Origin of the sequence: Mesorhizobium sp. M0045, from assembly GCF_040323385.1 — a bacterium.
Taxonomy (GTDB): Bacteria; Pseudomonadota; Alphaproteobacteria; order Rhizobiales; family Rhizobiaceae; genus Mesorhizobium.
In genome coordinates this window covers 217,717-238,799 of record NZ_JAMYUY010000005.1, presented here as the reverse complement: position 1 = coordinate 238,799, position 21,083 = coordinate 217,717, and the positions used below count along the sequence as shown (strand labels likewise).

At 64.0% G+C, this 21,083-nt stretch carries 22 protein-coding genes, 1 tRNA gene and 1 pseudogene; 10 read left to right on the top strand and 14 right to left on the bottom strand.

Features of this window, described 5'->3' with window-relative positions; genetic code table 11:
* Positions 1-9: 9 nt before the first annotated feature.
* The gene (locus NKJ72_RS10610) at positions 10-630 is read right to left on the bottom strand and encodes a nucleoside triphosphate hydrolase (RefSeq protein ID WP_352476977.1); all 621 of its coding nucleotides are present in this window, start codon (positions 628-630) and stop codon (positions 10-12) included.
* Between the two features lie 76 nt (positions 631-706).
* Positions 707-1,813, bottom strand: a complete 1,107-nt coding sequence (locus NKJ72_RS10605; RefSeq protein WP_352476976.1) for a hypothetical protein — start codon at positions 1,811-1,813, stop codon at positions 707-709.
* A gap of 221 nt (positions 1,814-2,034) precedes the next feature.
* Between NKJ72_RS10605 and NKJ72_RS10600 the strand changes: the two genes are divergently transcribed.
* Positions 2,035-2,928: a D-alanyl-D-alanine carboxypeptidase family protein gene (locus NKJ72_RS10600; RefSeq protein ID WP_502901843.1), complete on the top strand. Its 894-nt coding sequence runs from the start codon at positions 2,035-2,037 to the stop codon at positions 2,926-2,928.
* A gap of 37 nt (positions 2,929-2,965) precedes the next feature.
* Here NKJ72_RS10600 and NKJ72_RS10595 read toward each other — a convergent pair whose 3' ends face one another.
* The gene (locus NKJ72_RS10595; protein WP_352476975.1) at positions 2,966-3,775 is read right to left on the bottom strand and encodes an AraC family transcriptional regulator; all 810 of its coding nucleotides are present in this window, start codon (positions 3,773-3,775) and stop codon (positions 2,966-2,968) included.
* Positions 3,776-4,060: 285 nt separating this feature from the next.
* Between NKJ72_RS10595 and NKJ72_RS10590 the strand changes: the two genes are divergently transcribed.
* The 5 genes from NKJ72_RS10590 (at position 4,061) to NKJ72_RS10570 (ending at position 7,238) form a co-directional block, all read left to right on the top strand.
* On the top strand, positions 4,061-4,981 hold the full coding sequence (locus NKJ72_RS10590; protein WP_352476974.1) for a zinc-binding dehydrogenase: 921 nt from the start codon (positions 4,061-4,063) through the stop codon (positions 4,979-4,981).
* A gap of 162 nt (positions 4,982-5,143) precedes the next feature.
* Positions 5,144-5,220: transfer RNA gene (locus NKJ72_RS10585), tRNA-Arg, on the top strand.
* Between the two features lie 259 nt (positions 5,221-5,479).
* Positions 5,480-6,469 carry a DUF2332 domain-containing protein gene (locus tag NKJ72_RS10580; RefSeq protein ID WP_352476973.1) on the top strand — a complete coding sequence of 330 codons (990 nt, stop codon included), beginning with the start codon at positions 5,480-5,482 and terminating at the stop codon, positions 6,467-6,469.
* A gap of 287 nt (positions 6,470-6,756) precedes the next feature.
* Entirely contained in the window at positions 6,757-6,966 is a 210-nt protein-coding gene (locus NKJ72_RS10575) for a hypothetical protein (RefSeq protein WP_352474763.1), read from the top strand.
* A gap of 38 nt (positions 6,967-7,004) precedes the next feature.
* A complete protein-coding gene (locus NKJ72_RS10570; RefSeq protein WP_254815811.1) occupies positions 7,005-7,238 on the top strand; it encodes a hypothetical protein in 234 nt (77 codons plus the stop codon).
* Between the two features lie 108 nt (positions 7,239-7,346).
* Here NKJ72_RS10570 and NKJ72_RS10565 read toward each other — a convergent pair whose 3' ends face one another.
* Entirely contained in the window at positions 7,347-7,655 is a 309-nt protein-coding gene (locus tag NKJ72_RS10565; protein WP_352477109.1) for a hypothetical protein, read from the bottom strand.
* A gap of 74 nt (positions 7,656-7,729) precedes the next feature.
* On the bottom strand, positions 7,730-8,248 hold the full coding sequence (locus NKJ72_RS10560) for a metallophosphoesterase (protein ID WP_352476972.1): 519 nt from the start codon (positions 8,246-8,248) through the stop codon (positions 7,730-7,732).
* A 242-nt stretch (positions 8,249-8,490) separates the two neighbouring features.
* On the opposite strand from NKJ72_RS10560, the gene NKJ72_RS10555 reads away from it, so the two are divergent.
* Positions 8,491-8,820, top strand: coding sequence for a hypothetical protein (locus NKJ72_RS10555; RefSeq protein WP_352476971.1), 330 nt, complete (start codon positions 8,491-8,493; stop codon positions 8,818-8,820).
* A gap of 137 nt (positions 8,821-8,957) precedes the next feature.
* Positions 8,958-9,451: pseudogene (locus tag NKJ72_RS10550) on the top strand (DNA-3-methyladenine glycosylase).
* 33 nt (positions 9,452-9,484) lie between these two features.
* On the opposite strand, the gene NKJ72_RS10545 reads toward NKJ72_RS10550, so the two are convergent.
* Positions 9,485-9,751 (bottom strand): DUF3606 domain-containing protein, encoded by a 267-nt coding sequence (locus NKJ72_RS10545; protein ID WP_352476970.1) that lies wholly within the window; start codon positions 9,749-9,751, stop codon positions 9,485-9,487.
* Between the two features lie 169 nt (positions 9,752-9,920).
* Here NKJ72_RS10545 and NKJ72_RS10540 point away from each other — a divergent pair, with 169 nt between their 5' ends.
* Together NKJ72_RS10540 and NKJ72_RS10535 are read left to right on the top strand one after the other, a co-directional pair.
* Positions 9,921-10,415 (top strand): EF-hand domain-containing protein, encoded by a 495-nt coding sequence (locus tag NKJ72_RS10540; protein WP_352476969.1) that lies wholly within the window; start codon positions 9,921-9,923, stop codon positions 10,413-10,415.
* Positions 10,416-10,585: 170 nt separating this feature from the next.
* Entirely contained in the window at positions 10,586-10,927 is a 342-nt protein-coding gene (locus NKJ72_RS10535) for an antibiotic biosynthesis monooxygenase family protein (RefSeq protein ID WP_352476968.1), read from the top strand.
* Between the two features lie 19 nt (positions 10,928-10,946).
* Here NKJ72_RS10535 and NKJ72_RS10530 read toward each other — a convergent pair whose 3' ends face one another.
* The 8 genes from NKJ72_RS10530 to NKJ72_RS10495 form a co-directional block, all read right to left on the bottom strand.
* Complete coding sequence (locus NKJ72_RS10530) at positions 10,947-11,780, bottom strand: SMP-30/gluconolactonase/LRE family protein (RefSeq protein WP_352476966.1); 834 nt, start codon at positions 11,778-11,780, stop codon at positions 10,947-10,949.
* A gap of 14 nt (positions 11,781-11,794) precedes the next feature.
* Positions 11,795-14,353: an enoyl-CoA hydratase-related protein gene (locus NKJ72_RS10525; RefSeq protein WP_352476965.1), complete on the bottom strand. Its 2,559-nt coding sequence runs from the start codon at positions 14,351-14,353 to the stop codon at positions 11,795-11,797.
* A gap of 2 nt (positions 14,354-14,355) precedes the next feature.
* Entirely contained in the window at positions 14,356-15,561 is a 1,206-nt protein-coding gene (locus tag NKJ72_RS10520; RefSeq protein WP_352476964.1) for a CaiB/BaiF CoA transferase family protein, read from the bottom strand.
* 17 nt (positions 15,562-15,578) lie between these two features.
* Entirely contained in the window at positions 15,579-16,364 is a 786-nt protein-coding gene (locus tag NKJ72_RS10515) for an SDR family NAD(P)-dependent oxidoreductase (RefSeq protein WP_352476963.1), read from the bottom strand.
* Between the two features lies 1 nt (position 16,365).
* Positions 16,366-17,361 carry an ABC transporter permease gene (locus tag NKJ72_RS10510; protein WP_352476962.1) on the bottom strand — a complete coding sequence of 332 codons (996 nt, stop codon included), beginning with the start codon at positions 17,359-17,361 and terminating at the stop codon, positions 16,366-16,368.
* A gap of 30 nt (positions 17,362-17,391) precedes the next feature.
* Positions 17,392-18,924: a sugar ABC transporter ATP-binding protein gene (locus tag NKJ72_RS10505; protein ID WP_352476961.1), complete on the bottom strand. Its 1,533-nt coding sequence runs from the start codon at positions 18,922-18,924 to the stop codon at positions 17,392-17,394.
* Positions 18,914-19,897 carry an ABC transporter permease gene (locus NKJ72_RS10500; protein ID WP_352476960.1) on the bottom strand — a complete coding sequence of 328 codons (984 nt, stop codon included), beginning with the start codon at positions 19,895-19,897 and terminating at the stop codon, positions 18,914-18,916. Before NKJ72_RS10500 ends, NKJ72_RS10505 begins: the two co-directional genes overlap by 11 nt.
* A gap of 141 nt (positions 19,898-20,038) precedes the next feature.
* Positions 20,039-21,070: a sugar ABC transporter substrate-binding protein gene (locus NKJ72_RS10495; RefSeq protein ID WP_352476959.1), complete on the bottom strand. Its 1,032-nt coding sequence runs from the start codon at positions 21,068-21,070 to the stop codon at positions 20,039-20,041.
* Positions 21,071-21,083: the final 13 nt, after the last annotated feature.

Sequence of the window (21,083 nt, the reverse complement as noted above, 5' to 3'; positions counted from 1 at the left end):
CTTACCAGATCAGGCCTGTCCACCGACCACCAGGTCGGCGGGCCGCCGACGGGCAAGCACGCGATCGATGTTCGGCATGTCGTTGGAAGCAATCCAGGCGCGCGCGTCCTCGTCGGACCGGCCGTGCTCGTGCCATCGCTCGAGCAGTCGGCGCTCGAGCTCGGCGCGCGGCACGTCGACGAAGATCGAGTAGTCGAACAGCGGCGCCAGCCGCGTCCATGGCTCTTCGTCGAGCAGCAGGTAATTGCCTTCGACCAGGATGAATTTGGTCTCGGCGGCGATGATCGCAGCGGCGGCGCGCGACAGCTCCATGCTGCGGTCGAACACCGGGATAGCGATATCCGGCTCGCCAGCGCGGATGCGCTTAAGCAGCGCTTCGAAGCCGGCAAAATCAAAGGTTTCCGGGGCACCTTTTCGCTGGCGAAGGCCGCGCCGCTCGAGCACGACGTCATCGTAGTGGAACCCGTCCATCGGCACGACTTCCGCCGTGCCTTCCGGCAGCAGGTCATGCAAGCCTGCCGACAATGTCGACTTGCCGGCGCCGGGCGGACCCGCAATGGCAACAATGAAGCGCGGCGCCTTGCCGGCGCGCTTGAAAATGGTAGCGGCGAGATGGGCGATCTCAGACATTGGCATCCGTTAAGATGGTTCTGGCGCATTTTGGCGGCAGTTTTCGAAAATTTCAAACGCGGCTTGTCCCAGGCCTTCAATCGGGCCTGGACTGGCTGATCCGCAGGAAATCGCTGTCGAAGCCGAAGTCGCGCTCGGCACCGTCAGCCGCCAGGATGCGCATGCGGCCCGGCGAGGTCGTGACGTCGCGCGGCGGCTCGCCGGATGGCCATGGCAGTGCGCCGATGACATGGCGGAACGAAAAGTTCCCCCCCTCAGAAAGCGCAAAGGCGGTTGCCACGCCTTCGCGCTTCAGCCAGTTGTCGCCGAGCGATGCGGCGTGGCCGACGGCGGTGCGGCCGTCCTCGATGCCGAGCACGCCGCGGTGGCGGCCGCTCCATGGCGCGTAATCGCGCCCGCCATTGCTGACCCACAGCATGGTGACCGGCAGTTCGGCCGGGTTCTTCAGCACCAGCACGAGGTCGGCTTCCGCCTGGCGCGCCAGCGCGGTCCAGCCCGGTCCGCCATGGTCGGCCTCGACCAGCGTGACGAAGTCCTCACGCAGCTGGTCCATGCGATAGCCGGTCAGGTCGATCGTGCCGCCGTCGGCGGCGGGAAAGCGCGTCAGGTCGGTGCTGCGCGCCGGGTAGGCGAGCAAAGAGCGGCCGCGGGCCGGATCGGGCTCCGGCGGCTCGTTCGGCGTCGCGGCAAGGCGCTTCGGCGAGAACGCCAGCCTGCCGCCGGCCTTCATCACCGTCATCGGATGGTGGGCGACCGGAATGGCGCCGGCGCCGCCGGAAAAGACGTGTTCCTGATAGAGAAAGGGATGGTCGTCGCGCACGATCAGGATCTTGTCGACGGTTGCGCCCATAACCGGGCGCTGCAGGCGGAGGACCGCGCGCCAGCCATCGGCCGTTGCGGCGCTGTCGACGACGTCCCAGCGACTATTGGCCGGCCAGCCATGCAAAGGTGCCTCTTCGACGTCGCTGATCGAGAACGGCGCGCAGAGGAAATCGCCGGACAAGTGGACCGTGCCTTCAGGCAGATCTTTCGGCAGCGTCTCGCGCGGCTCGCCGACCCAGGGTGCGCGATGCAGCGGCTTCAGCCGACGGCCATCGATATCGACCGCCATGTCGGCGAGATGGCCGACGGCAAGATCGACCGATACCGAAATGCCTTTTGCCGTGATCGTGACCGTATCCATGTGCACCTACCGATTCTGCCGGCGCCAACAAAGCCCACTCGCCGCCGGTTGCGCAAGCGTGATGGCCGGCAATTCTCATCAGCCGGCTCGGCACAGCGGCCATGTCGGCCTGTGGACAGGGCACCAATCCAGGGCCCCGACCGATATTAACCAAATGGACTGTGCCTTTGCGGTAAGATAGCTTCGCCTCGTCTCAGAAACAGCCTGCCTTCGGAAACGACTTGTCCGCCTTGCGCTTCTTTTCGCTCATTCACAATTACGCCGCGGTGCTGGCGCTGCTGCTGTTTGCTGCTGGCTGCACGACGGTGACGCCGCCCGACAGCGTGCTGGCCGTGCCGGCGCCGCCGCAGAAATATGCCGCGATGGTCATCGACGCCGGCACCGGCAAGACGCTGTTCGAGGTCAATTCCACGGCGCCACGCTATCCGGCGTCACTGACCAAGATGATGACGCTCTACCTTCTTTTCGAGGCGCTGGAGTCGGGGCGGATCAGCAAGGAGACGCAAATTCCGGTATCGGACAACGCCGCGCGGCAGCCGCCGACCAAGCTGCGGTTCAGGCGCGGCGAGACGATCGACGTCGATTCGGCGATCCGCGCCATCGTCGTCAAGTCGGCCAATGATGTAGCGGTCGCCGTTGCCGAATATCTCGGCGGCAGCGAAGAGGCGTTCGCCGGCATGATGACCGCCAAGGCGCGCCAGATCGGCATGAGCAGCACCGTCTTCCGCAACGCCTCGGGCCTGCCGGATGGCGACCAGCACACGACGGCGCGTGACATGGCGGTGCTCGGTATGGCGCTGCACACCCGCTTCCCGCAGCATTTCCATTATTTCTCCGACAGCGACTTCATGTTCCGCGGCAGGCTGGTGCGCGGCCACAACGACATGCTCGGCCGGGTGCGCGGCGTCGACGGCATCAAGACCGGCTATATCAGGGCTTCGGGCTTCAACATCGTCACCTCTTATAATGCGGACGGGCACAGGCTGATCATCGTGGTGATGGGCGCCGACAGCGCGCGCCAGCGCAACGACCACGTCGAGGCGCTGATCCAGCGCAGCCTGTCGACGGCGACGGCGAATGCGACGACGCGGCTGCTGTATGCCGAGCAGCAGTGAGGGTTGACGTCCGGGTGGGCGGCGGATCGGGGGCTCATCAGGCGACAAACGCAGAACCGCCGTTTTGCGCGACACTGCTGAGATACTTTGCCGGTGGCTTGCCAAGCGCTTTCTTGAACATGGTGATGAAGGCGGTGACCGATTCATAGCCGAGATCGGCCGAAACCTGCTGCACGCTGGCGCCGGAGGCCAGCTCGCGCAATGCAACGATCAAGTGCAATTGCTGGCGCCAGCGCCCGAAGGTCAGCCCTGTCTCCTTGACCACGAGACGTGCGAGACTGCTCTCGCTGAGCGCGACGCGATTGGCCCATTCCGCCAGGGTGCTGCGGTCAGCAGCATCTTCCGCCAGCGCCGTGGCGATGCGCCTCAAGCGCGGCTCGGACGAGATCGGCAAATGTAGCTGCTGGACAGGCATGCGCGGCAGTTCGGATAGCAATACCCTGGTCAGGAGTTCGCCCCTCGCGTCATCATCCTCACCGCGATCCGCCAGCTCGATGATGAGCTCGCGCAGCAACGCCGAGATCGAAAGCGTGCAGCACCGGTCCGGCAGGTCGGTGGCTCCAGGCTCGATATAGACGAAAAAAATCCGGGCATTGGCGGTCGCGACGTTGCTGTGCTTCATGCCACCCGGAATCCACACCGCGCAATGAGGCGGCACCATCCACAGCCCGCTGGGGACGCGACATGTGACGCCACCGCCGAGCGCGAAGACGAGTTGCCCTTTGCGGTGGTGGTGGTCCGGTACCTCCGCCCTGGTCTCGGGAACGTCGACGCGCACGGCAATTGCCGGTGCAAGGACGTCATCGGGATCGAAATTCGGCCAGGGGTAGCGAAGCGGCTGTCTCATTTTGACTGATTTTAGCGATCATGTGACATGATAGCTAAATTATTCCATCGGCAAAGTCGATAAGCTCCGACCCGGAATGAGTCAGGAGCCTACAAAAGCGATGAGAAAGATTGTTCGGACGCGCGGCGGTCGTACTGAAAGACCGGGCGGTGGATCGCATCGTCAGCGGCCATCGGAGACGGCGACGGCTTGGCGGCCCGTTGCCTCGACGTGCGGCTGGGCTCCGAGACCCTCCGTCCCGCGCCTGTCCCGCCAAGCCGGGCACGTCCGAGGAGCCATGACGCCATGCTCGCTTTAATCACCTCTCTCGACAGCGCCACAGGGTTGAAGCTCGCCGAGCTTGACGAACCCGAGCCCGCCCCGCACGAGGCGCTGGTCTCGGTCCGGGCTGTCTCGCTGAACCGCGGCGAACTGCGCCTGCTCAACATCCGCCCGAACGGCTGGGTGCCTGGCCAGGACGTCGCCGGAATTGTCGAGCGCGCTGCGGCCGACGGCTCCGGGCCGGCCGTCGGCGCCCGGGTTGCGGCTCTGGTCGACGAGGCCGGGTGGGCCGAAAATGTTGCCGTTCCAACCGACCACCTCGCCATCCTGCCGGACGACGTCAGCTTCCTTGCCGCCGCCACTGTCCCTGTCGCAGGCACGACCGCGCTGCGGACCCTGCGCCTTGGCGGCGAGCTGGCCGGCCAGCGGGTCCTGATTACCGGCGCAAGCGGCGCGGTCGGCCGTTTCCAGGTCCAGATCGCCCGCCGGCAGGGCGCGTCGGTGACGGCGGTCGCTGCCGCCCGGCATGCCGCGGATCTCCGCAAACTGGGAGCCGGGCGGGTCGTCGAAACGGTCGAGCTGGCCGAAGGACTGTTCTCGCTGATTACCGAATCGGTCGGCGGCGATAGCCTCGCCCACGCGATCGAACGGGTGGCGCCTGGCGGGACCGTCGTCATGTTCGGCTCGAGCAGCGGCGAACTCACGCCCATCGGCTTCCGCCAGTTCGTTCCAGGTCATGAGGGCGCGCGGCTTCAGACCTTCGCCTACTACACGTCCGGTCCGGAGGTCGGCGCCGACATCGCCTCGCTGCTCGCGCTGATCGCAGCCGGCCGGCTCGAAACGCGCGTGGTCCTGACCGTGCCGTGGCGGGACGTCGGCCACGCCCTCGACGCGCTGCGGCAGCGCAGCATCAGCGGCAAGGCGGTGCTTACCGTGACCGCATGAGCAGCCGCGGCCGCTGGACGGGACAGGTATCTATCCCATGGGCCGCTACGGCAACGTGAGTCCGTCCGCGATTGCCCGTTGAAGCCCGGGCCGGCTTCCGCTAAGAAGCCGGAACTGGCCGGTTTACCGGCTGGTTCGTTTTCCGGATCGCCGATCCTGAAGGCACCCGTAGCTCAGCTGGATAGAGCGCTGCCCTCCGAAGGCAGAGGTCACAGGTTCGAATCCTGTCGGGTGCGCCAAATCTCAAAAGGTACGACCCGGAGACATGGGTTGCGGTTTATACCGGAGACAGGGTGGACTGCACCCCTTGGGTGAGACACCAATTACGGACAGTTCCCCAGATTTTGGATTGCGTACAACCTCCTAGCGCAACGGTTAAGTAGGCGACCGCGGGAAGTCCGCGGAGGGTCAAGCCTGTGCAAAAACGGCGGGCCTGGCTCCAATCAGATCCGTGGATCGTGTACTTGTGATAGACGTCGGGACCGTGGATCAGCGGATATGGACGAGGAGGGCTTGGCCGAGATCTCAGCCCGATATATTCGCTTCGCCGATACGGAAGCTCGCGGTCGCTCGCCGCTCTACGAGGAGTTGGCTCGGGCAGTCGCTGGGGATCGGGAGGCGCTCGGTTTCCTGTCGACCCTTCCGGACCTAAAGCGGCAACCGAACCTTCTACTTGCAGCGGTGCGTCACCTGTTCGGCACGCCGACAGGATGGACCGAATTTCGCCAGGCGCTTCAGGCTAATCCCGACGCTATCCGCTCGCTCATGCTCGAGCGCTCAACGCAAACCAACGAGCCGGGAAGATGCGCCACCCTGCTCCCCGTCCTGGCGCGTTTGCCGCAGCCGCTGGCCCTCATCGAGGTCGGGACCTCCGCAGGGCTCTGCCTCATGCCCGACCTCTATGGATATGACTACGGACGCAAGGTGATCCGCGCACCCGCGACGGCCTTGGAGCCGCCTGTCTTCCGATGCCTCGCCAGCGAAACAACGCCATTGCCGACGGCCTTGCCGCAAGTCGTCTGGCGGGCGGGATTGGACCTGAGCCCGATAGATGCTTCGGACGACTCGCAAGTCGCATGGCTTGAGACACTGGTCTGGCCGGAACAGACAGCACGACTCGCAAATCTGCGGGCGGCCCTGAAGATCGCTGCCACAGTCAAGCCTCGGGTGGTGAAGGGCGACCTGCGCGGGAGCGACCTCGTGCAACTCTGCAACGAAGCGCCAAACAACGCTACACTCGTGATCTTTCACACAGCCGTCCTCGACTATGTCTCCGACCCTGGTGACAGAGAAGCTTTCGCCGAGCAGGCGATGCGTCTCTCGCCTTATTGGGTATCGAACGAGTTCCCTCGCGTCTTCCCGTCCATCGCAACACGCGCCGGAACAAGCTGGCCGCCCGGCCGCTTCCTCCTGTCTGCGAACGGTTCCCCTGTAGCCTGGACTGACCCGCATGGCGCCTCGCTCGAATGGATCGCGGACGCGGCGTAGGCTAGTGGTGGTGGATTACCGTCCTTGGCCAGAGGCGCCATCAGTTCTCAGCTTTATTTAGGCTCGTTTCGACTGCTCGCGTTTCGAATTCATTGGAAGCGACCTCTCCGACCTGCCTTGTGGCCGCCTCTACCGGACGGCTGAGAACGAGAACGGCGCGCTGAGGCCTACGAAGACCGCTGCACAGTCGGGAACCACAGCTATCGACAAGCCGTTTACGCTGCAAACCCGCCTGGCGATCCTCAGAGCCGGCCGAGTTCTCCGAGATCACAAATTGGAGATTGATCATGACAAGCGCTGCCGACCGCGATCCGCGCCACCACACGCAGAAGATGCAGAAGAAATTGGAGGAGGTGAAACAGCACCTTCGCGAGGACATCGAGAAGGTCGATGAGCCGCAGCTGAAGGCGATGTTCGAGACATCCGCCGAGGTGATCGGCGGTCTCCAGAAGGCGTTCCAGGACTATGAGCAAAAGAATGAACCCGCTTGGCGTTGAACGACTTCTTAATCAGCAGACCCCGAAGGGAGCGCCCCGTGCCCGCACCGCCCGAAATGGATGTCGTCCTCGAAAAGCTGCCGTTGAGGATCGGCGCCTACATACCCGACGATTTGCTGGAGGACTGGTTTGCGCCGGGAACCGGCATGAACCCGGTCAGCAAGGAGGCGCTTGCCGCCGCCAAGAATTACGGTTGGCGCTTCGAATGCGACTTCAAGCACTACCCCGACCGCAAGGAGGGCGTGTTCTGGAAGTGGGTGCCAGCGATCTGACCGTGCTGGACGGTTCTGCGTTTCACGGAAACGCAGAACCGGTCTATCTTTTTTGACGCAATTCCGGACGGAAAACCGTTTCACACTTTTCCTGGAATTGCTCTGGCCTCAGCCTATCGGCGTCGTCACCTTGCCGGTTCCGCCGCATTCGGGGCAGGTCCGGCCGTCGATCATGCCTGACCCTGCACAGCGGCGGCAAATGTTCTCGCCAGCGCCGGGGACGCCTGCCGGAACCTCGTCCATGTTGGTTTGAGCGGCTTGCCGGGGCTTGCCCTGCAGCTTGTTTCTCAACCGGGCGACCCAGCCTTCGTCGACCTCGAGCGGCCTGCTGCTATCGTCCGGCAGGCCTTCGCCGGATTGGCCGATGGTTTCATTGCGCGGCCGGTCGTTCGCGCCTGTCGTGATCTTCTGAGCCATCGCCGTTGCCTTTACGCCTTGCATTTTTTCGAACGCCTCAGCTCCGCAGAGGTTCCGGTTGCGGCCAGCCGCCTTCAGCCGGGTTTTGCCCGCGCCGGTCGGCGGCCGCGGCTGGCGCGGATGGTGGGAAGCGTGACCGGACGAAAATCCCAGCTGTCGACACCGACGTCATACTGGCGCGTGACCGGGGTGAGCCGGCCGTGCGAATGGCCATGCAGGTCGATTGATTTCCGGCCGATCTGGTTCCAGGTGCGAAAAGGATAGTGGCAAAGGATCAGCAGGCTGCCGTCGAGCGTCAGCTCCTTGTAGTGTTGCGTGCTCGCCCAACCCGTCGCGTCAATGGTGGCCGCAGCATCGTTGTTGCCGATGATCAAGTGCTTGCTGCCATGAAGAGACGATAGCAGCGACGACACGAAGGACGCCGAGCCCCTGGCAAAATCGCCGAGGTGCCAGACCTCGTCGTCCGGGCCGACAGTCTCGTTCCAGAACGCAATGAGCGCCCGATCATGCTCCGCCAGCGAGCCGAACGGGCGGCGGTCGATGCGCAAAATGCGCGGGTCGCTGAAATGCGTGTCGGCGGTGAAGTAGATCATGCGCTGGAGCCTGTTTCGAACTGCCGATCTGGGCGCGTGGCGCACCAAGTCCATGTTGTTCTCCCGATGCTTGCTCAACCCGCTCGATCGCCGGTTGTTCCTGGAAGCAGGCCCAGGTGGCTTCCGCTTGTTGGAACTTTAAGAAGGGGGAACTTTAAAAAGGGGAACTTGGAAACGTGGGAACTTTGAAATGAGACGCTGGTTAGAATGCTTGAGGCCGATGCTCTGAAAGGACCTCGACGATGACCGACGCAGCACCTGTTGGGCGAAGCCCGGCTCAAGCGCGGGGCGATATCGACGCCGGGCGCGGAGGGGATAAGACACCGGGAATCGACCCAGCCGCGGCTCCCATGGAGACGGACGCGGAATCGGCCGGCAGCGTTCCGGCAAAGGATCGGTCTGCGCCTCATGAAAAGCCGGAGTTCGCCAACCAGGCGAGCTATGCCAATGCGATGCGCCCGCTGAAGGATGAGCCCGACGTCCAACCGAGCAGATATGGGCCAGTCATGGTGATTGCCGCCATCGTCGTGCTGGCCGCGGCGGTTTTCATCGGCGCAGCGATGCTGCGCTGAATACAACGCAGTGGCTGGACATTTTGCTTCCGGTCCGGGAACTTGCTGACGCGCCAGTTGAGGCGCGATCAGTCCGGTGCACGTTGACCACGAACCACCAATTCTTTGCCCGAGACGCCACCACCGTGGCGCGCGACATGATTGGCGCCTCGCTGCTTTTGCACGGCGTTGGCGGCATCATCGTCGAGACCGAGGCCTATCGCCCCGATGACCCGGCTTCGCATGCTTTCGGTGGCAGGACGGTGCGCAATGGCGCAATGTTCGGCACCCCAGGCAGCGCCTATGTCTATCGCTCCTATGGCCTGCACTGGTGCCTCAATGCCGTGTGCCTGCCCGGCAGCGCCGTGCTCATCCGCGCAATCGAACCGCAATCCGGGCTGGAGGTGATGCGGGCCAATCGCGGCATTGACGACCCCCGGCTGCTTTGCTCGGGACCCGGTCGTCTTTGCCAGGCGCTGGCAATCGACAAATTCCATGACGGGCTGCCGCTGGACGTGCCGCCATTCGAATCAGGCAGCCGGGCGACACCAGCGCCATTCTTACAGGCCGCCGGATCGGCATTTCCAAGGCTGTCGATGCCGAGTGGCGGTTCGGGCTGCGCGGCTCGGATTATCTGAGCCGCAAGTTCTGACGCCTGCGGCAGCGGCAGCGCAGCTGCCTGGCATCACTCGTCGGGTTTACCGAGATGCATGGGTGTTGCCTGCTGGCGGGCTTCCCTGGTCACCTCGTCGGCTCCGGCAGGTGAAATCCCCCGCAACGCCTTCGCGGCTTCGACCAGGCGGCCGCGATCATTGCCGAAGCTCTTGATCAGCTGGCGGACCTGGTCGGCGGTGATGCCGTTCTGCTGGGCAAAATACTCGACTTCACGGTCGTCTTCCGCCGAAACGCGATCGCGGTCGCGGAAATCCCGCTTGCTCTTATCGTCGGCCATTTTTTCCTCCTGGTGGAGCTTCGCATCAACGGCAACGTGGGCAAGCGGCTTTCGTTGCCGCGACCAGGCGGACTTTTGCGCCGTCGAGCCGACTGACCAGGAACCATGAGGCGAGCAGCCGGTTTGGCTTGGATGCAGCAGCCACCAATTCATACCGATGGAGATTACGATGACGCTCGCAAGCAAAACCACTGTAGTTGCCGCGGCTCTGGCTATGTTGGCCGCGCCGGCATTCGGCCAGACGAGCCCGCCCGCGCCCGCAGCTCCGGCGCCCGGAATGAGCGGGCAGAGCCAGGATGCCATGCGCGATATGATGCGCCAGATGATGACCGAGATGCTGGAGGAGAGAATGCAAGAGGATCGCGCGCCCCGGGCGGAACGGCGCGGTCGCGACCGCTGGCATCACGACTACAGGATGGGCCCGCCTGACCGAGATTGGGAGACGGGAGGCCGCGGTGGCATGGGACGCGGGATGCATGGCGCGAGGATGCGAATGATGTTCGCCATAGTCGATGCGGACGGCGATGGCGCGCTTTCCCAGACCGAAGTCCAGGATTTCGTCGGGCGGATATTCAACGCCGTCGATGAGGACGGTGACGGCAGCGTCGACATGCAGGAAATCCGGTCCTTCTTTCACGGAGGCGGCGCCGAGGATCAGGAGTAAGTCTCCCACCGGTCGGCAAGGAGGCCAATCCGGGCAGCGCCACCTACGTCGGCCGGGAAGATGAAACGTCGCTGGCAACGGCAGACCAGGCTGCCAGCCGGGGAGATCCGTTCCTTGGCTGGCCTTCGAACGGCGGCGGACCAATCAGACCAAGCAGGGATTCGTTGGCCATGACAGAGAAAATTACGGAGAAAACTCCGACCATCGCCCGTATCTGGCGCGGCAGAACCGTGCCTGAAAAGGCGGATGCCTACGAGAGTTACAATTACGAAGCCGGCATCAAGCCGCTGATCGAGAAGGCACTGGGCGTTCAGGCCTTTCGCGAGGACACGCCGAGCCATTCGGAATTCGTGACGATCTCCTACTGGGAAGATGTCGAGGCGATGGCGGCGTTCACCGGCGGCGATCCGACGAGGATCCACCATCTGGAGCGGGACGAAGAGTTCCTGATCGAGCTGCCGTCGAAGGTGCAGGTGCTGCGCATCCGCTCCAGCCACGGCCGGCTGGCATAGGCGCCGCCGCTGCCCAGATCTATGGAATCGCCGTCAAGTCGATTTCGGTAATGTGCCAGCGGCCGAGATTTGCGGTGTAGAGCTTGTCGCCCTTGAAGGCGATGTTGGTGGGATGGGCGAGCGTGGTTGCCGCCGGATCCTCGATCAGCACCTCGAGCCCGCTATTTTGTCGCCAGCGATAGATGCGGCTCGGCTCGTAGCACGAGATGAACAGCGAACCGTCCGGGGCCAAGGCGACGCCATCGGGGACGTTGTTCACGCCGTCCACGACGAGCTGGCGAGGTCCTGCCGTGCCCTCGGCACGGATCGGCACATAGCTGACGCAGGCCGCATGGCTTTCCACGACGTAAAGCCCATTGCCATCCGGCGCCATCGCCATGCCGTTGGCGAAGGCCATGGCCTCGCGGCACCACAGGCCGCCTTCGCCGGTCTTCAGATCATAGCGGAAGATACCGGAGCGGTTGTCTTCGCCGAGGCTATCGGAGACATAGAGCCAGCCGCGCGCCTCGTCGACGATCGGATAATTCGGCACGCGGATGCCGGCCGAAGCGAAGCGTTGCATCTCGGCCACCGCGGCATCCCAGCGAAAGACCGCCGCATGTCTGAGATCGCAAGCAAAGCAGTTGCCTGCGCTATCGAAGGCGATGCCAAGCAGAAAGCCTTCCGTGCCACCCATGCGTTCGACCGAGCCGCCATCGGCGGCCAGCCGCAGCAGGTCGCCGGTTTCGGTGCCGCACCAGATCGAGCCGTCGCGATGGATGGCCACGCCTTCAGGATGCGCGACGCGCGGGTTGGTGAAGATGCCGTCGAAGAAGACCTTCGCGGCCGACATTTCGAGCAACGGCTTTGCCATGCGCCGCCCCCTCTTCAGCGTTTTTCGGTATGCGATTGCTGCGCGGCAATACAGCGCTCGACCATCAGCCGGTCGGCGGCGAGGATCTCGGCGATCAGCGCGCCACGCTCCTTGGCGCTGACGAATTCCAGTCGCCGCAGGCCGAGCGGGTCGATCCGGTTTCGCAGGACATCGAGCGTTTCGTTCGCGGGCAGCGGAACGTCGCGGCAATCGGCAGCGAATATCACAGCAAAGCCGGTGGCCTCCTGGATCTGCTGGCGCGTCACGCCCGGCATGGTCTCGATGACGGCCAGTTGCCGGCTCTCCCGGTCGAGCCGAAACACACAAAGGTCGGTGAACACTAGCGCCGCCCCGGTCCGATAGCCCATCGGCTCGCGTTCGGCCTGCGTCAACAGTCCGCGCGCCGAGCTGGCGATCTCGACCGCATCGACCAGCGACTGCACGGAATGGCGGGGGACGTACAGCAGATAATCGCGGTGCATGTTGGCGACATCGGCCATGCCGCCTTGCCCGGGCAGCCGGATGGCGCTGCCATCGCGTTTGCGCAAGGCTATGGTGTTGACGCGGCCGCGTCGATCGACCTGCGCGGCACCGACGATCTCATGCGTCACTGCGCCGGCCTGGTAGTAGGTCGAATAGGTGTCATCGCCGCCGGCATGCGCCACCGCCGTCTCGCAATCTAGGCTTTCGATCAGCGACAGGATCATCGGGCTCGGCGCGATGTCGAGATGGCCGCAACTCATGGTGGCGATGATCATGTCCGGCGCGTGCGTCGCTTTGGCCAGCCGATAGGCGACATTGGCCAGCGGCGACACCGCGCCGGCACTGGCAAAGCTCGCATTGTCGAGTTCGGCGGCGATGCGGGCGGCGATGATCTCGTCGATGGACGCCTGCTTTTCGCCGTGCACGAGCCCGGGCATGGCGAGGACTGTCTCAGCCCGGACTTTTGCAGCGTCTTGAACCCGCTCCGGCACGCCTTCCGAAGGCATGCTCAGGCTGTCCGGCAAGGGTATTTCCTTGACCGCGAACGCCCCCGCCAACGCTTGATAATCCGTCACATAGAATGGCAGGCAGGAAGCGGGATAGGCGCCGCCCGGCGCCAGCGCTATGGCCGACACCTGATTGCGGGTCAAAATGCTCTGCCGGCCGTCATGCCGCAGCGCCCCGACCGGGACGATTTCCTCAACCGTGACCAGCACTTGGCGCGCCGCGCCGGCCATGGCGAAATCCAGCGCCCGCGGCCCGATGATCTGGACATCGCCGCTCTCGTCGGCGCGCTGGGCATGGACGACGAACGTGTCGAGCCGCAAGGCCGGGATGAACCCGATCGTGATTCCCGCGATCGGATCGGGCGCGGCGATCGCGCCCGGCACGCGCGCCAGCATGTCCGAGCCCTCGGGAAGCTGAAACGGCATCGACGGCAGGTTCTGCTGCGCCGCCCGCAGCGCCTGGATCATGGCCAGCGCCGTCCAGTCGCGGACCGGCACGGCATTGGTCTCGGCGGCCGCGCGGAAGCGTGGCGGCAAGCCAAAAATGTCGAGGCTGGAAAAGCAGATGTCGACCTCCGCCACGGCATTCGCTTCGAGGAGCAGTTCGAGCGGCAGGCCGCCGGCCCAGCAGACATAGCGAAGGCCCTTGACGCCCGAGCGGGCGATGGCGCGCAGCAGGGCGATCGGCAGCCGGGCAAAATGATGCCCGCCGACGCCAAAGACATCGCCGCCGCCGACTATCGCCGCCAGGCCCTCGACATCGGTGAAGCGCGGCCGGTTCGGCTTGACCAGGGATGTCATTGCCCAGCCTTCGCCCGCACGGCGCTTTTTTTTGGCGAACGCCTTCACCCGCTGCTGGCCGGTCTCGCTACGATAAAGCCGGCCCAGTTCGTCGCGCTCCATGGCAAGACCTTCCGCCAAGTCGCCCGACACGGCGTGCGCTGTCAGCGCCTTCAATGCCGCGATCGCGGCAGCCGGTTCGGCGGCTATCATGCCGGCGAGTCCCAGCGCCCGCAGCATCAGCTTTTCGGCGTCAACGACTTCGTTGACCAGCCCGGCGGCGACGAGCTCGGAAGCCGGCACGATGGCGCCGGTCATCAGCAAAAGGTTGGCGCGGTTGCGGCCGAGCTTTTGGACGCTGCGCTGGGTGCCGCCGCCGCCGGGGACCAGCCCTAGCTTGATCTCCGGCAGGCCGAGCTTCGCGAACTGGTTGGCGATGACGATGTCGCAACACAGCACCAGCTCCATGCCGCCGCCGAGCGCAAAACCATTGACCGCGGCGATGACCGGCTTGCGGTTCTGCTCGATCGCCGCATACATGCGCGTGCCGGCGGTCTGGAAGACGTCGAACTCGGCAGCTGTCTGGGCGGCGTATTCCTTGATGTCGGCGCCGGCCATGAAGCCGCGCCCCTCGCCGGTCACCACGATCGCGCCGACCCCGTCATCCCGCGACAGCACCTCGAAAACATCGGTGATCTCGCTTTGCATCAGCCGGTTCATGGCGTTGAGCTGATCGGCGCGCCGGAAGGTGACGACTGCGACGCGCCCGGATATTTCCAAGCTGAGTGTCTGGTAAACGCTCATCGTCAGACAGCATCCACGGTCATGTCGCCGGACGCCTCAAGCGCTGCAATCTCGCCGCTGGAGAGGCCGAACTCGGCCAGTATCTCGCGGCCATGCTGGCCGACCAGCGGCGCCGGCCGCTCTATGGTGGGCGGCGTCTCGCTCATCTTGACCGCCGGTGCGACCACCCTGACCTTACCGCCGCGCGGATGATCGTAGCTGGTGATCATGCCCAAGTGCTTGACCTGCGGGTCCTCGGCTGCGCGCCTTATGTCCTTCACCTCGGCACACCAAATGTCGACTGCCAGCAGCCGCGCCAGCAGGTCCTGCGTGGCAAACTTCCTGGTTTCGGCGTTGACTTTGTCGAACACCTCGTCGCGTTTGTCGAACAGCGTCTTCAGATCATCGTAGACAGCAAGCTGCGGCGCCTCCAGCACTTCATACAGCGTCTTGAACGGGCTCATGGCGATCGACACATAGCCACCGTCCTTCGCTTCGTAGATACCGAACGGCGCCTGCATGCCGGGGTGGCCGATGCCTGATTTCGGACGCACGAAATCCTCGCCGAGATTGAGCACGGCGACATATTCCTGATTGAGGTGCGCCAGCATCCCGGCCAGCAGATTGACCTCGATCTTCTGGCCCTTGCCGGTCTTCTCGCGATAGTAGAGCGCCGACAATATGCCGTAGACCATGTTCATGGCGCCGATCTGGTCGGCGAGGCCGGCACCGGCCGGGACAGGAGCCTGATCGCCGCGGCCGGTGTTGGAGATCAGCCCGGACAGCCCCTGGATCAGCATGTCCTGGCCGGGACGCTCGACATAGGGGCCTTCCTCGCCATAACCGGAGCCAGAGCAATAGATGATGGCGGGGTTGACAGCCTTGAAATCCTCGTAGCCATAGCCGAGCCTGGCGAGCACGCCGGGGCGGAAATTCTGCACCACCACGTCCGCCTTCTTGGCCATGTCCATGATGATGGCATGCACCTTGCGGCTTTTCAGGTTGAGCGCGATGGAGCGCTTGTTGCGGTTCCAAGCGAGGAAATTCGGGCTTTCGGAGCCGCCGACCCATTTGGCGAAGAAGGTCATGCCGCGGAACATGTCGCCGGCGCCTGAACGCTCGATCTTGATGACGTCGGCGCCCATGTCGCCGAGCAGCTGCGTGGCGAACGGCCCCTGCAGCAGATGGCTGAAATCGAGGATGCGGACGCCTTCGAGGGCCTTGTTCATTTTTGTCTCATTGGTTGTCAAAGCAGGTCGGGTACGTAGCGGGGTGCCGCGGTGAGGCCGCCGTCGACGCGCAGGTCCGTACCGGTGGTGAAGCCGGCGGCGTCGGAGGCGAGATAGACGGCGGCTTCTGCCACTTCGGACGGTTTGCCGATGCGACCGAGCGGATGCATTTTCACCCAGGCCTTGGCGAGATTGCCGCCGATCTCCTTGATCAGTTTGTCGTTCATCGGCGTGTTGATGGTTCCGGGCGAGATCGAGTTGACGCGGATGTTGAGCGGGCCGAACTCGACCGCCATCTGACGCGTCATCGCCATCACCGCGCCCTTGGCGCCGGCATAGGCGGTCCAGCCGTCGAGCCCGATATGCCCTTGCGCCGAGGCCATGTTGATGATCGAGCCCGATTTCTGCGCGATCATATGCGGCAGCGCATATTTGCAGCCGCGGAACACGCTGGTCAGGTTGACCGCGATCAGCCGGTGCCACTGCTCGTCGGTCATCTCATGGACCGGCATGCCGCCGATGGCGATGGCGGCATTGTTGACCAGAATGTCGAGATGGCCGGTCCTGCCGACGGCGCCGTCTACCAGGGCGGCGATGTCGGCCTCCTCCGCCACGTCGCAATGGATGTAGTCGGCGCGGTGGCCGGCGGCGCGCAGCTCGGCTGCGAATTTTTCGCCCTTCTCATCATCGATGTCGCCGAGGAAGACGTGCGCGCCCTCACTCGCCATTGCCTCGCTGATCGCATGGCCGATGCCGTCGGCGGCGCCGGTGACGATTGCGGTTTTCCCTTTGAGACGATCCATGTCAGACTCCAATGGCGCGCCGGCGCTTCGCTTCGTCGAAAGCGACGGCGGCTATGATGATCATGCCGGTGATGACCAATTGCCATTCGGTCGGCAGGCCGAGCCCGCGCAGCCCGTTGGACAGGAACTGCAGGATCAGCACGCCGAGCGCCATGCCGGTCAGGCTGCCGATGCCGCCGGCAAGGCTCACCCCGCCGAGCACGGTGGCGGCGACGACCTGGAACTCGAAATTCAGCCCGGCTGTATGCTGCGCCGAGCCGACGCGGGCGGCCAGGATAATGCCGGCTACCGTTGCCAGCAGCGCGCTGATGATGAAGCAGATGAACTTGACACGGCGCACGTCGTAGCCTGCCAGCCGTGCCACTTCCGGATTGCCGCCGACGGCATAGATCTGCCGTCCGAACGGCCGGTGCTGCATCACGTAGGCGAAGACGGCGAGCAGAACGATGGCAATGACAGCCGAATAGGGAACGACGTTGAACAGGCGACCGTCCGACAGCGCGATGAAGCTGTCGAGCGCTGCATCGTCGGGGATGGCGCGCTGGCCGGTGTAGAGGTAGACACCGCCGCGCATGATGAACATCGTGCCCAGGGTCACGATCAGCGAGTTGATGCCGGCATAGGCCGTCAGATAACCATTCACAACGCCGATGATCAGCCCGAACAGCAACGCGCCGCTGATGCCGAGCACAAGCGAGCTGGTGTCGTTCATGATGATGATCAGCGGCAGCGCGATCGTCGCCAGCAGCGACCCGATCGAGATGTCGACCTCGCCGGAGATGAAGACGATGGCGCAGCCTATGCCGGCTGTCAGTGCTAGCGAAGCCTGACCGAGCACATTGGTGATGTTGCGCACAGAGAAGAAATTCTCGGCGGTGAAGGAAAAGAACGCGATCACCAGGATGAGGCAGAGGAGCAATGCCACTTCCTGCCGTGCGACGAGCCGTGCCAGCATGGACGGCCCAGCTTTCATCGTGTCGGTGCTTGCCAGGCTCATCACTTGGTCCCTTTGCGAAGCGTCATCGTCTTAGCCGATCGCCGCATTGAGGATGTTCTCCTGCGTGGCCTCGTCGCGGGACATGATCGCGGTGAGGCGGCCTTCGCACATCACCGCGATGCGGTCGGCAAGCCCCAGCAGCTCGGGCATTTCGGACGTCATCATGACGACCGCCAGGCCCTCGCCGGCGAGCCGGTCGATGAGCGCAAAAATCTCCGATTTGGCGCCGACGTCGATGCCGCGGGTCGGTTCGTCGACGACGATCACCTTGAGACCGCGCATCAGCCAGCGCGAGATCAGCACTTTCTGCTGATTGCCGCCCGACAGGTTCTTGACCTGCTGGAACAAGCTCGGCGTCCTGATGCGGAAACGGTCGACATAGTCCTGCACCGCTTTGCGTTCGCTTGCCCTATCGACGAAGCCCATCCTGGCGAAGGCACGGAGCGAGGCGAGGCTGGCATTCTGGTAGACCGGCAGCTCGCCCATCAGCCCTTCGCTCTTGCGGTCTTCGGTGAGCAGGCCGATGCCGAGCCGGACGCCGGTGTGCGTGTCGTGCGGCAGCAGCGGGCTGCCATCGACCGAAATCGTGCCGGAGGTGATCGGATCGAAGCCGACAATCGCCTTGGCGAGCTCGGTCCGGCCCGCTCCCATCAAGCCGAAGAAGCCGAGGACTTCGCCGGCATGCGCTTCGAACGACACGTCCTTCAGCTTCTTCGCCGTGCTAAGTCCTTGCACGGAAAGGGCGACCTTGCTGCCTGGTGCACCGCGCTTGCGCGGGAACAGGTTTTCGATGCGCCGGCCGATCATGTCCTGGATCAGCGTATCGTTGGTGTGCTCGCCGATCGGCCTGGTCGAGACGTGGCGGCCGTCGCGCAGCACGGTCACCGTGTCGGCGATCTCGAAGACCTCGTCGAGCTTGTGGCTGACATAGAGCACGGCGATGCCGAGCGCGGCCAGCCGGCGAATGACGGTGAACAGCAGCGAGACCTCGTTCGGCGTCAGCGAGGAGGTCGGCTCGTCCATCACCACGACGCGTGCTTCATGGGCGAGTGCGCGGGCGATCTCGACCATCTGCTGCTGGCTGACCGGCAGCGATCCCGTGCGCGCCGCCGGGTCGACATTGAAGCCGATACGCTTGAACAGAGCGGCCGCATCGGCACGGATTTTCTTCCAGTCGATCGACCCGCCTTTGCCGGTCGGATAGCCTTCGAGGAAGATGTTCTCGGCGACGCTGAATTCGGCGATCAGCGCGATCTCCTGGAACACCACCTTGATGCCCTCTTTCAGGCTGTCGCGCGGCGACTTGATGTCGGCCTCGCGGCCGCGCAGGCGAATGGTGCCGGCATCCTTGCCGTAGACCCCGGCCATGATCTTGATCAGCGTCGACTTGCCGGCGCCGTTCTCGCCCATCAGGGCATGAATCTTACCGGGTTCCAGGGTCAGGTCGACATTGTCCAGCGCCATTACGCCGGGAAAACGCTTGCCGATGCCGCGCATCTCCAGCGCCGGCACGCTTTTGTCGACAGCCACGGTTTCGTCGGGGTGAAGGAAATCAACCGACATTGGCTCTGTTCCGCGCGATGTCGAGATAGGTCGCCAGGATGATGACGATGCCGGGCACCACCATCTGCAGATCCTGGTTCCAGCCGAGGATGATGATGCCGTTGTCGATGACCTTCAGCACCAGCACGCCCAGCAACGTGCCAAGCAGCGAGCCGCGGCCGCCAAGCAGGCTGGTGCCGCCGAGGATGACCGCGGCAATAACCGTCAGCTCGAAGCCGCGGCCGGCGGTCGGCTGGCCGGCATTCATCAGCGACGACAGGATCATGCCGGCAATGCCGACGCAGAGGCCGGTGACGACGAAGGCGAAGAGTTTCAAGCGTTGCGAGCGCACGCCGGAGAGACGAACCGCGCGCTCGTTGGCGCCGACAGCGTAGAGATAACGGCCGAGCGTGGTGAAGCGCAGCGTTGCCGCGGCCAGCGCGAAAATCACCGCGGCAACGACCACGGGCAGCGGGATCGCGCCGATATAGCCGGCGCCGAGATCGGTGAAGCCGGCAAGTCGGTGGTGGTTCTGCACCGCCTCGCGGGTGAACAGATAGACGCCGCCCTGCAGCATCATCATGGTGCCGATGGTGGCGATCAGCGAGTTCACCTTGAGCATGGTGACGACCAGCCCGTTGAACAGACCGACCGCGCCTGAAAAGGCGAGTGCCGCCAGCAGGCCGAGCGTCAGGCTGTGTGTTGAATTGAGCACGGCCATGCCGATACAGCCGACAAAAGCCAGCGATGCACCGACCGACAGGTCGACTTCCGCGGTGATGATCAGCATCGTCATGCCGGAAGCAACGATCAGCACCAGCGCGCATTGGCGCAGGATGGCGATGATGTTGGCCTCGGAATAGAATTGCGGCGCCGCAATCGAAATGGCGATGCAGAGCACGGCCAGGATCACGCCGAGCACCAGCTGGCTGCTGCCCAGCAGCTGGCCGCCGATGAAACGCCTTGGCGCAGAGGATTGCGTAAGCTCGCTCATGTCCATTTCATCTCCGGGCCCGTATCGGTGCCGTCGCCGTTTCGAAACCTGCCGGCCAAAACAGGACGGTTGCCCTGTTTTGCCGTCGGCATATCCGATCCGCTGCCCTTCCCGCCGTGCGGGAAGGGCTACCCGGAATTCTTACTTCTTCAGATCGGCGGAAGTTTTCATGCATTTTTCCGGTGGCTGAAGCGCATTGACGGCATCCCATTTGATTTTGCGTGTGGTGCCATCGTAGTCGTAGAACTTCTTCCAGTCGTCACCGTTCATCGGCGCGGTCGGGCTGACGATGTGTTCCGGCACCTCTTCGCCGTTGAAGAGCTTAACCGCTGCATCGATGGCGGTGTAGCCTTCCTTTTCCGGGAACATCGCGGCCTCGATCCGGTAGGACGGCTCGTTCTGCATCGCATTGATGAAGGCGAGGCCTTCGCCGCCGGTGCCGACAGTCAACAGGCCGTCCTGCGACTTGCCGGCCGCTTTCCAGGCCTGAAGGCCGCCGAGCGAGGAGGAATCGTTGATGCCGTAGATGATGTTGATGTCGGCGTTCTTGGCAAGAGCCGCCGAAGAGACTTCGAGTGCGCGATCGGGATTGCCGCCGCCGTCGAGGTCGTGGACCATGACCGCGTCGGGGATGATGGTCTTCAGGCCGTCCATGAAACCCTGCGACCGCAGGACGGTGGCGGACAGCAGCGGCAGGCCGACATTCATCACCTTGGCTTTGCCTTCGAGCTTTTCCTTGGCGTATTTGCCGGCTTCGACGCCGGCGGTGTAGCCGGTGTCGTAGTCGCAGATCGCGACCATTGTGGTCATGCCCTTGACCGGATTGCCTTCGAGCACGACCGGAACGTTGTTGGATTTCGCCTGGCGCAGCAGCGGCACGACGCCTTCCTCGTTGACGGGCGTGATGATCAGGACGTCGACGCCCTTGGCCATGAAATCTTCGGCGGCGGAGACCTCCTTGGCGACGTCCAGATTGGCGTCCTGCACCTCGAGCTCGATACCGAGTTCCTTGGCGCGGGCCTGCATACCCTTGATGACGTTCTGATACCACTCATGCGTGGCGTAGTTGGTGACATAGCCGATGCGCTTCGGCATGTTTTCGGCCTGTGCCGCGGCGGCGCTCAGAGCCAGCACGGCCGCCGAGGCAAACAGCATCGATTTGGACCAGTTCATGTTTCTTCTCCCT

Excerpts from the sequence above, each read along its gene's own strand:
- NKJ72_RS10610 (WP_352476977.1), bottom strand. The coding sequence starts at position 630 with ATGTCTGAGATCGCCCATCTCGCCGCTACCATTTTCAAGCGCGCCGGC.
- NKJ72_RS10605 (WP_352476976.1), bottom strand. The coding sequence starts at position 1,813 with ATGGATACGGTCACGATCACGGCAAAAGGCATTTCGGTATCGGTCGAT.
- NKJ72_RS10595 (WP_352476975.1), bottom strand. The coding sequence starts at position 3,775 with ATGAGACAGCCGCTTCGCTACCCCTGGCCGAATTTCGATCCCGATGAC.
- NKJ72_RS10590 (WP_352476974.1), top strand. The coding sequence starts at position 4,061 with ATGCTCGCTTTAATCACCTCTCTCGACAGCGCCACAGGGTTGAAGCTC.
- NKJ72_RS10580 (WP_352476973.1), top strand. The coding sequence starts at position 5,480 with ATGGACGAGGAGGGCTTGGCCGAGATCTCAGCCCGATATATTCGCTTC.
- NKJ72_RS10575 (WP_352474763.1), top strand. The coding sequence starts at position 6,757 with ATGACAAGCGCTGCCGACCGCGATCCGCGCCACCACACGCAGAAGATG.
- NKJ72_RS10565 (WP_352477109.1), bottom strand. The coding sequence starts at position 7,655 with ATGGCTCAGAAGATCACGACAGGCGCGAACGACCGGCCGCGCAATGAA.
- NKJ72_RS10560 (WP_352476972.1), bottom strand. The coding sequence starts at position 8,248 with ATGATCTACTTCACCGCCGACACGCATTTCAGCGACCCGCGCATTTTG.
- NKJ72_RS10555 (WP_352476971.1), top strand. The coding sequence starts at position 8,491 with ATGACCGACGCAGCACCTGTTGGGCGAAGCCCGGCTCAAGCGCGGGGC.
- NKJ72_RS10545 (WP_352476970.1), bottom strand. The coding sequence starts at position 9,751 with ATGGCCGACGATAAGAGCAAGCGGGATTTCCGCGACCGCGATCGCGTT.
- NKJ72_RS10540 (WP_352476969.1), top strand. The coding sequence starts at position 9,921 with ATGACGCTCGCAAGCAAAACCACTGTAGTTGCCGCGGCTCTGGCTATG.
- NKJ72_RS10535 (WP_352476968.1), top strand. The coding sequence starts at position 10,586 with ATGACAGAGAAAATTACGGAGAAAACTCCGACCATCGCCCGTATCTGG.
- NKJ72_RS10530 (WP_352476966.1), bottom strand. The coding sequence starts at position 11,780 with ATGGCAAAGCCGTTGCTCGAAATGTCGGCCGCGAAGGTCTTCTTCGAC.
- NKJ72_RS10525 (WP_352476965.1), bottom strand. The coding sequence starts at position 14,353 with ATGAGCGTTTACCAGACACTCAGCTTGGAAATATCCGGGCGCGTCGCA.
- NKJ72_RS10520 (WP_352476964.1), bottom strand. The coding sequence starts at position 15,561 with ATGAACAAGGCCCTCGAAGGCGTCCGCATCCTCGATTTCAGCCATCTG.
- NKJ72_RS10515 (WP_352476963.1), bottom strand. The coding sequence starts at position 16,364 with ATGGATCGTCTCAAAGGGAAAACCGCAATCGTCACCGGCGCCGCCGAC.
- NKJ72_RS10510 (WP_352476962.1), bottom strand. The coding sequence starts at position 17,361 with ATGAGCCTGGCAAGCACCGACACGATGAAAGCTGGGCCGTCCATGCTG.
- NKJ72_RS10505 (WP_352476961.1), bottom strand. The coding sequence starts at position 18,924 with ATGTCGGTTGATTTCCTTCACCCCGACGAAACCGTGGCTGTCGACAAA.
- NKJ72_RS10500 (WP_352476960.1), bottom strand. The coding sequence starts at position 19,897 with ATGAGCGAGCTTACGCAATCCTCTGCGCCAAGGCGTTTCATCGGCGGC.
- NKJ72_RS10495 (WP_352476959.1), bottom strand. The coding sequence starts at position 21,070 with ATGAACTGGTCCAAATCGATGCTGTTTGCCTCGGCGGCCGTGCTGGCT.